This is a genomic window from Pseudoalteromonas luteoviolacea NCIMB 1942 (assembly GCF_001625595.1).
Taxonomy (GTDB): Bacteria; Pseudomonadota; Gammaproteobacteria; order Enterobacterales; family Alteromonadaceae; genus Pseudoalteromonas; species Pseudoalteromonas luteoviolacea_A.
The window spans coordinates 95,505-105,113 of sequence record NZ_AUXT01000171.1 but is presented as its reverse complement, the minus strand read 5'-3'; the positions used below and the strand labels follow the sequence as shown (position 1 = coordinate 105,113).

The window sequence follows — 9,609 nt, the reverse complement described above, 5'->3', positions numbered from 1 at the left end:
ATTGCAATATCAATATCAAGCAAATTCAGTCAAGTCTCGGAATGTATTATCGTGCCAATTTATCGGCATACGGGCATTTAAAGACAGGCGCTTAAAGCTGACGAAATCAGACTGGTTAGAGGGTTTAGCTAAATTGAAAATACTAATGGCAGACCCACAAGCATGCTACTAGTTTTGTGGGGATCCCTCAGACTCTGACCCCATTGATATTTTACGTGCGGTACAAGACTTTAATGATGTGCCAGCCAAATTTCGTTTTAACTAGCTGCGGCGTGAGCACTTCACAAGAGAAGCAGACTTTATCAAATTGAGGGACCATGGTACCGCGCCTAAACTCACCTAAATCCCCCCCTTTTTTACCAGATGGACAGGTCGAATGTTTTTTTGCCAGTGTTTGAAACTTAGCCCCTTTTTTTAATTGCTGAAGAATATCTTCTGCTTGCTCTTTATGTTTTACCAATATGTGTAACGCATGTGCTGTACTGGCCATATCACTCAATGCTCACTTTCAAATTATTGCACTTTTTATGACAGCAATAATACACCAAAACGCCGTGAATGATGAGTGCTTAGGCACTAATTACAAGTAATGTGGATAAAAGCTAAGTGTGACTTTGTGAACAATCACAGAAGATATAAAAGGCCAGATCTAACATGCGCTTCGACAGGAACCAATGACTCTGACCCCATTGATTTGACCCCATTGATTTAGAAGTCACTTTATTAACACATCACTTAAAAACGGCTGCTGACACCAACTTACGTATTTATCGGGAACAAAATCCCACCTTACGAGCACATTACTCATCGATTGTGTATTTTCAGGGTGTGATAAAAGGGATAGGCTGTTGTATGTATGCTCATAGGTCAGTTGCACAATGCTTAATTTCAATGGGGTCAAATGACTCTGCCTCCATTAATTACTTGTCATCCCACCCTGCGGCAGCGGTAAACTGCACTCGCACATGTAAGTGTATTTATTTGCATGTACTTTTTACAATACGATGTTTAGAAATATGAGGTTTTCGATTAAAAGGTGTTATAAAAAATACAAATCTGATAAATTAAAAAAATAAACACCTGTTTTATAAGGATAAAATTTCTATCCATTTTCTATTTTACTGAAAATAAATTTTAAATAAGACCAAGCCTGCACTCATTTTTTAAGATGCTACAAAACTTAAACAGGGCATCTTATTTATGAAACTAAAAACACTAACACATGTTATTTCTCTTATGCTGCTAACCGGTTGTTCAACACAAATAGAGCGCATAGAAAACCCTGAACTAAACACAAATAATGGCAGGTATGAAAACCTATTTCCCAGTCACTTTATAGGTAACGGTCCTCACCATATCAATGACGATTTAGATATGCTTAAACCTGAAGAGAAAAAGGTCGTTGAAAAAGCATTTTTAGATCCGGTTCCTTCTCATAAATACAGTAAGAGCTATGGTTACAACTTCAATGATTTAGTTTATCCAAATATTGAAATTAACGCAGATAGAAGGGGTGAATTGACTTGGCTAGGCCATGCCAGTTTCTTGATCCAACAAATGAATAATGATGCCTTAGTAACTGATCCTGTATTTCATGAATTCGATGGCTTTTTAGGTTGGCTAGGACAACAAATGAGTACTTCTTTTGTTCGCCTTGGTGAAGCCCCAGTGAATGCCAAAGAGCTAGATTTTGTTTCTGGGGTTTTGATCTCCCATGACCATTTCGATCATTTAAGTAATACAACACTAAATGAATTTAGTAAAAACACACACTTATATTTACCCTTAGATAGCAGCACTGATGTAAATTACGAACGCGGTCCAAAAACCGAAATGGATTGGTACACACACACTCAGCATAAGCAAACCAAAGTGCACTTTTTACCTAGCAACCATAATTCTTCAAGAGGGATATTTGATACAGACAACAGCTTATGGGGAAGCTGGATGTTAGATGATGGCAAATATAAAGTGTATTTTGCAGGAGATACTGGCTATAGCGACGTATTTAAAGATATTAAAAAGAAAATGGGAGCCATGGATGTCTGCCTAATGCCAATCGTCGCCTATCATGAAGGAAAGAGACGAGTGCATATGTCGCCTGAAGATGCAATCAATGCTGCTGAAGACTTAGGTTGTAAAGTATTTGTCCCATGGGGCTATGGTACTTGGACCTTAGGGTGTGAACATGTTCATGAGCCGCTAAGACGACTAGATTTAGCTATCGAGCAATCTAATCCAAGTTTTATCGTGAGAACGTTAAAAATGGGAGAAAGTCTTAACTATCACGCACTACTTAGTTCGAACAAAGATTAGTTAGCGTTAGTATTATTTGATGGCTTAGTTACTCACTAAGTCATCAAAATACCCAAGCTCAGTAAGCTCAATACGATGTTTCTTAAGCCAAAACTTTGATGCGCTTTCTTTGATGTAATTCTTATATTCGATCGCTTTAAGTTCACTCATGTATGGCTGCATTTGATAAAGTAACAAAGCACTGTGCAAAGCATTATTATGCTCATAGTTTAACCTAGCGTTATAAAATGCTTGATTTGCAGCTTTCATAGCACCGCTAAAATCTTGCTGAGCTCGAAGTACTCTGGCTTTTTGATTCAGATTGAAACTACTTTCAGGCTGTGTTTTGAAAAGCGATAACGCCTGTTCCCAGCTCCCTTTCTCAATATACAAAGTTAGTAAGTCTTCAATGCTACTTTCATAAACCCACTGGTAGCTAGATAATTTTTTTAGACCCAACAATTTTAAAAAATAAGATTCAGCTTCCGTCTTATTTGGTGAAAAAAGTGCCAAATGATAGAAAATAATAGCAAAGTATGCTTCTTCAACTTCATAGGTGATCAACAGCGACTTGGCAGTATTTAAATACTGATAACGATTAACCAAGTCTCCTAACTTATGTGATAAAATCGAACCTGTTGTTTGAGCTGAGACTTGAGAGAGCACATCATTACTTTGCTCTGCATACTTAGTCGCATTTCGAATATGATGCTGCATTTCGCTTTGGTTATGTTGTGCATACGCTAGCCATGCCAAAGCTAACTCTATGTGATATGAAATATCTGAATATGATGTATCTTCCAGTAAATCCAATGCCTGATTATAGTATTGAGAGGCATGTTCATACGCGTGTTGCTGATGCAAAATACCGCCCTTAAGATATAACCCCAAGACGGTATAAGGTAAATTAAGTTGTTTTTTTGATAATATAATTAACTTTTCTATTAATGCCCTCGCGATATCATAGTTTTGATTATTTATCTGCTGCCTAATTAAGTGATATATAATTGATAAGTCATTAGGTTGTTGCTCTAAAAGCAGGCGTAATTTCGCAGCTAATAATGCCGGGTTTGGTTCACTCAGATACCCACTACTGTGTAAACTATCAAAGATTGCATCAAGTGAGGTTGCTATTAATTCTTCACTTTGCGCAATGATATAGCCATGCCAATCCCTCTTCGCACCCAGTATCTTATACTCAACCATGATTTGCTCATCAAAATTAGATACATACCCCGATAGCAGCATTGATGTGTTATCAAGCTTAGCTTGCTCTCTGGCAATGTCAGAGTAGCGAAACAAGTCTGTCGTGTCTAAAGAAGATAAATGAAAACCATCATTGCGATAAGCTTTATTGCCAGCAATCAAAGTATTAAAACGAGCAACTTGCGACTTATTTAATGAATCAGAAAATGAAAAGGGGACAACGTAAAGCTTACTAGAAGATTTTGTCTGAGCTGGTGACTCGTTAAAAGAAAACCATAACAATAAAGCCAAGATAACTATTACGAGTAACGTAATAATTGAATACAGATAATATAGAGGCCTAGACCGTTTACCCGATAACTCAAGTGCTTTTTCAGTATCAACGGTGCTTCTTACTTCAAATGGTAATTGCCACTGGTAGCCTTTTTTGGGAAACGTTTTTATCGCATCATTACCAAAAACACGCCGAAGGTGACTAATATTTTGAAAAACAACTTGCTCAGATACAACCTGCTGACCCCAAATTTCATCAAGTATCTGTTCTTTGCTTAATATCTGGTCTGTGTTTTTAATAAATAAAGCCAATAACTTAGCTTCATTACTTTTTAAGGCTCTGGGCTTTTCGTTGTAATAGAGGGTGAAAGTATCATGGTCAAAATAATACTTTTCAAAATAATAGCGCATAATGAATTCGTTAGTTTATTTTAGAGCTTACAAGCCTTAACAACGTCATCAAAGCTAACTAAGTATATGATTTAATATATCAAAAAAATGACTAACACGCTATTATTAGTGGTGATTGCATCTCCTGCAACAGAGTCTCTATAAAGCGGTGGGCAAGAAAGCGGTGGGCAAGTTTACGACTAGCGTAAGTAAAAAAAGCAGCCTATTACTTTGAATCAATGGAGATGACTCAGTCGCGACCTCATTGAATTGGTATGTAATTTTAGGGGCCAACTATTGTTTAGCCTATTCAAAGTCAGGATCAATAGCAAGAGCATGAAAAAGCGCTATAAGTTCAACACCTTTCAATGTAATCTGTACTGCGCATCGCTTTCTTTTGTTTTGCTGGCATGCCTTTCTTGAAGCTTGTTTCAGCTTGTAAATGATTAAAGGCTATATGCCTAAGCCCGCAAACACTGTAGCTGCACCTTATCGTCGAATTCGACACCCACTTTCTTTGAAGCACACATCTAAACGTCTGTGTAATCCGTTTTCTATTTACCAGTGTTGTCGCGCTGCTCTTGCCAGCTCTTCTACCGTTAGGTGTGCTGGACCGACATAGCAAATAAAACATAACCCATTTTTTAAATTACCTTTTACTTACTTTACAAAACAATCCCGCCGATTGTTTTTGCGCCTTCCCAGCACATTGTTTCTGATAGTGCAGTTAAGTCATGGTTCAGTACGCAGCACCTGAATTTTTCTCTATTCTTTTGATAGTCAGCTTCTTAATCAAAAGGTTTCTTTCGCTATTTATTTTTGGCACCCCATGCGTCAATCGTTACAAAGTAGTCTTTAATCAATGGGTGACCCCTTTGATTGGAGCAAATGTTCATTGAAGAAGATTATTTTTGTGAAACACTTTAAATGATTTTGAAATCAGGAGCAGCTAGATCCGGGATCGTTTGTGATACCCACTACTTTATATACACAACAAAGCTTCATGCAATTCGGAGAACGCACCGCTGCCATTATGCCTTGCTCTAATTATTACCCGTCAGCCTTGTTTAGTCGATTTGGAAAGCAAAGGCGTTTATAAAACTAAATAGAATATATTGGCGTGATATGGCCTGCCTGATCTGTACTTTACAATTTTGTATTGTGTTATTGCTAAATAAAAAAATACTTATCATTTTTTGGCGATCGGGACATGTTCGTTGAGAGTCAAGTAGCAAGGACAGACATTTTCGAACAACAAATGGATGTCCTTTGCTTCGCTTTGCTTCTGTCTAGACAGAGGTATTGTTTTTAGAGAAATGGTTTATTTGTTTTTTATATATTTGTGTCTAAACCTATATCACGACCACTATCTACGAATACTCACTTTTTCATGGCCAGTAACCAGTATATTTGCGCTAGGCAAATTTTCCTTTATCCACGCTGATACAGGCTTTACTCTGTTATCAGTCATATGCACAAAAACAACTTGTCCAACATTCATTTGTTTCATCCTCTGTGCACAGTCTTGTTGTACTAAACATCGGTCATGTACAAGTGCGACATCAATATTTTTGTGCGCAAGCTTTAAACCATCAATGCGGTTCTCATTAATATCTCCGTCGCCTATGTGAAGCACTTTCCATCCATTCAACTCAATAAGATAAGCATAATTTTGAGTCTTGGCGTGCACGTGTGAGCCCATATGAGGAAAGTTCAACGCCTCAATATGAACACCATCATGCTTGAAAAGCTTTGACTCAAACGCAGTCAAGCTTTCGGTTCGCAACTGAGAAGGTGTTACTTTTCCCTCTAATCTCGTCAAAGTTTGCGGTGTGCCAAAAAATAGGGTTTTTGGGTTCTTATTAAGAAAATTTGCCACTCGATTGTTCCCGAAGTGATCGCTGTGCACATGAGTTGCCACAACTACATCCGCTCCCTGTAAAGTTAGCTGAGTATTTTCTTCTTCATTAAGAGAATTAAAGCGTTTATGAGGTTCAAACAGCGCATCAATAAGAATACTTTTCTCTCCCGATGAAATTTTAACACCAGAATTGGCAACATGTTCAATGTTTAAAACTGTTGCCAGTGAGATCTTCGAAAACGTGCACAGTACCATGATAATAATAATATTCTTTAACTTTTCCATAGAGCTATATATCCATTTTTTATTAGTTTTTAAGTAACGCTCGCGCAGTCAACCCCTCATTAAAGTTACGATGCCCAAACATCGATTTAAGTAATTTCCCTTACTCAGATAACGAGAAAGAGTTAACAGCTTGTGAGTGGAAAGATGAGTGAATTTTTATAAAAATTAGCCGAGACTGTTCAACGCTACGCCTTGTACCTTATCCCATTTAATTGAGTTTAGATATAAGGTCTCGCATTTTTTGTTGAGTTAGTAAGCTAAGATCTCCCCCTACCTTTTAGCATATAAGTAACATAGCATCTGACTGCCACAAGTTACCTCTTAACTCTAATGCCTCGCTAAACCTAATTACAGTGAAGCTGCATCTTGCAAAAAATTGACACCTTGGATGACATTGACCTCTGACACAAGTAGGGATCAATTTTTTGCCCCCTATTTTCAAGGCCTAGACAAACAATATCCCACACCTTAGTAAATTTGGTTTGAAAAATGCCTCAAAGAGCAAAATTAAATTTGGTAATGTCACCACAATGAATAAAATCGCAAATATAGTGTATGTATTGAGCGGGTACGCAAAATGTGCCACCACTCACAAAGGCTCATCAAATTGAGGTTTGGTGAAAATAGCTATAAGTTACTGCCGCAGGTTTACCCGAATTTACTGCGCAACGACACAACATCACCATCCGTTAATTCGCACACTAGCACTTTCAATGGGGTCACCTATTGATTAGACCCCATTGATTAAGGAAATTAAATGTTTTTTCAGTGGTGACTAACTAGAGCAGAGGTCTTTAGTGGAATCAAGTGACTCTAATCTCTTTGATTCGTCATTCTTCCGCTTTTTAAGCCTTATTTAGAGTTAGGTATTTTTTGAATAGGGTCAAACGACTCTGACCCAATTGATTGTTACTTTAAACTTTCCTGCCCTTTTACTCGGTACTTATTTGCATGCTTTAAGCTGTGTAAATCATCAAAACGTACTCCGTGCTGGGCCATAATTGGCCGTATTTTTTTGCTTATTAATTGCCTAATATAGAAGGGTTGATTGGGCACAAAATGATGAATTGTGTGTGTACGACCAAAATCAAAGCAAAATAATTGAAAAGGTAAAAACCAACGGCTGGTGATCACATGGGTTTGCTCTAATACATTCGTCACACCGCCATAATAATGCATGGAAGAAGTAATCAAATTCAACGACGCTGAGCGGATCATATTTGGCAAAATCAGTACCACCATTAAAAACTCAGCCACCGCCAGTAACTCTGCCCCCCAAGCTGGCAATGTGAATGGCATCACAAATTGCAGCGCATAGTAAGCAATCACACCATATAAAACCGCAAAATAAGCCGTCGCAAGCGGAGCACCAGCATTAAAGACCTGTAAAAACTTAAAGCCGCGGATCTCTTTACTAAAACGCTTTGAATTAATGAGCAAACCTAGCAGGCCATCAAGGATAACCACAGCTCTCAAAAAAGGCGATTGAATACCGTTACCCACCAAGCGTTCTTCCAAGTCTTGTGAGGTACCAGATACTTTATGATGGTGTAAATGGATTTTTCTTCGGTACCATGGGTTCACTGTATTTGGCCGCATCAACCAAACAATTAGCATCATAAAGTTATGTATCAATGGACGCTTACTAAAGTACTGCTTATGGAGCAAGTCATGCTCTAGTTCATGAACAATGGAGGTAATAAAGGCGACCAAAATAATACTTAGCCAAGCAGGTATAACGGCAAAATAATACAGCGTCGCAATGCCAATGAATGAACACAATGACAACAGCAGGCTCACCATAGCAATGCTGTTTTGTTTCTCAAGAATAGGATAACGTGCTCTAAGCGATGTCTCTTCTGCTTTAATCGCAGTCACTATCGCATTTATGTTCTGCTTCGCGGTTAATTTTGACATTGATAGCTGTGCTCACTGATTTGATATCAGGATCATACCGCAAAGGAGTGATGAATTTGAGGGAATTTAGCTTGGATCAATGGGGTCTGAGTCAATGATTTTGCATTACACTTTTTCCACTATCAATTCCCTACCCCTAATAAGGGTCCAGATTAATTAAAAATGAGATAAAATAACTCTGACCCCTTTGATTTTCCTTTGCTAAAGATAGCTTATCGGAACGGTTGTACAATACCGACTTGCTCCCTTACTCTAGCGAATTTGTGCTTTAACGAACTTGTATTACGCGAAAGGGATAAGCCTTCCAAATTGCTGAGGTAAAGTTTTCAGCCTTACTGAATCGATTAAAAAGTGCTTTTCTTGTCAAATATAAGGCTTTTCCCGGCGAAATATTCTGGCTCAACTTGGTAAAAAAAGACTTAATTGTAAGTGATGAAGAGCCTCCGGCCTCGTTATCAAATAACGGTGCCACAATAAATTGTGTGCTACTTTGTGCCAACTTTGCTGAAAATGAATATGATGACCCCATTTGACAGGAATCTAAATAAAGCAGCTTGCTATTAAGGTTTTGCAAATCAACTGCACGTATTTGTTCATCATTTAATTGCATAAAAGCTTCACGTTCATCTGCAATACCATGCAAACTCAACAACGCAATATCTAGTCCACCCTTGCTAGTCAGTTGTTCTTTTTTCATATCCTCCATCTCATAATACTTAGTATTGGATAATATTTCAGATATCAGTAACGAGGCATTTTCAGGATCAGTGGTTTTATCTTTAACGATCAGGCCATTACCTTGTTCATCAAAGCGGTATTCATGAGCCACTTTTACGGGTTTATAACTAAATGACACAGGGTACTGCAGGAACAATGGCTGCCCTTTGTACGAGATAAGATCTAATGCAAAATCAAAACTGCCTTTATCTAAGACAAAGTGAATATGCGTCGCTTTATCAAGCAGAGAGGCAATAGGCGTAAGCAGCGTTGACTCATAGCGACCGATAGCTTGCTTCAAAAAAGCCTTATCAAGCTCCCAGCTATTGAGTTTCATCAACACCGAATCGAAATTAGATCGTGTTTGTTGCGATAGCTCATCAAGTGAGTAGCGAATAACACGGTTACCTAAGGTTGCTTTTACAAGCACATGTTTATTAGAAGTATCTAACGATAAATAAAGCGTTTTATGCTCTGAACCTACCGCTGATTTTATAACGAGCAAAGAGCACAAAAAAATAAACAGTAAGCTAATTTTCATACCGTCCCTAAATCCCCCAGTGCGAGTTCTATTCCAATGGAAATACGTAAAAACACAATGTACCCGCATTAACTACTTGAACACAAGTTAGTATCACCAAGAATTTTGTGTGTAAATGTGTCTT

At 38.0% G+C, this 9,609-nt stretch carries 6 protein-coding genes and 1 pseudogene; 2 read left to right on the top strand and 5 right to left on the bottom strand.

Annotation, left to right across the window (positions count from 1 at the left end; all coding sequences use genetic code 11):
• A pseudogene (locus N482_RS25665) lies at window positions 1–172 on the top strand (IS4 family transposase); the annotation flags it as partial.
• Window positions 173–211: 39 nt separating this feature from the next.
• Here N482_RS25665 and ppiC read toward each other — a convergent pair.
• On the bottom strand, window positions 212–490 hold the full coding sequence (gene ppiC / locus N482_RS14150; RefSeq protein WP_063374798.1) for a peptidylprolyl isomerase PpiC: 279 nt from the start codon (window positions 488–490) through the stop codon (window positions 212–214).
• A gap of 710 nt (window positions 491–1,200) precedes the next feature.
• Here ppiC and N482_RS14145 point away from each other — a divergent pair.
• Window positions 1,201–2,316, top strand: a complete 1,116-nt coding sequence (locus N482_RS14145) for an MBL fold metallo-hydrolase (RefSeq protein WP_063377647.1) — start codon at window positions 1,201–1,203, stop codon at window positions 2,314–2,316.
• A gap of 24 nt (window positions 2,317–2,340) precedes the next feature.
• On the opposite strand, the gene N482_RS14140 is transcribed toward N482_RS14145, so the two are convergent.
• The 4 genes from N482_RS14140 to N482_RS14125 all read right to left on the bottom strand — a co-directional run bounded on the left by N482_RS14140 (window position 2,341) and on the right by N482_RS14125 (window position 9,485).
• Window positions 2,341–4,185 (bottom strand): winged helix-turn-helix domain-containing protein, encoded by a 1,845-nt coding sequence (locus N482_RS14140; protein WP_063377646.1) that lies wholly within the window; start codon window positions 4,183–4,185, stop codon window positions 2,341–2,343.
• A gap of 1,345 nt (window positions 4,186–5,530) precedes the next feature.
• Entirely contained in the window at window positions 5,531–6,310 is a 780-nt protein-coding gene (locus tag N482_RS14135; RefSeq protein ID WP_063377645.1) for an MBL fold metallo-hydrolase, read from the bottom strand.
• 909 nt (window positions 6,311–7,219) lie between these two features.
• Window positions 7,220–8,227, bottom strand: a complete 1,008-nt coding sequence (locus N482_RS14130) for a fatty acid desaturase (protein WP_063377644.1) — start codon at window positions 8,225–8,227, stop codon at window positions 7,220–7,222.
• A gap of 268 nt (window positions 8,228–8,495) precedes the next feature.
• Window positions 8,496–9,485: a hypothetical protein gene (locus N482_RS14125; RefSeq protein WP_063377643.1), complete on the bottom strand. Its 990-nt coding sequence runs from the start codon at window positions 9,483–9,485 to the stop codon at window positions 8,496–8,498.
• Window positions 9,486–9,609: the final 124 nt, after the last annotated feature.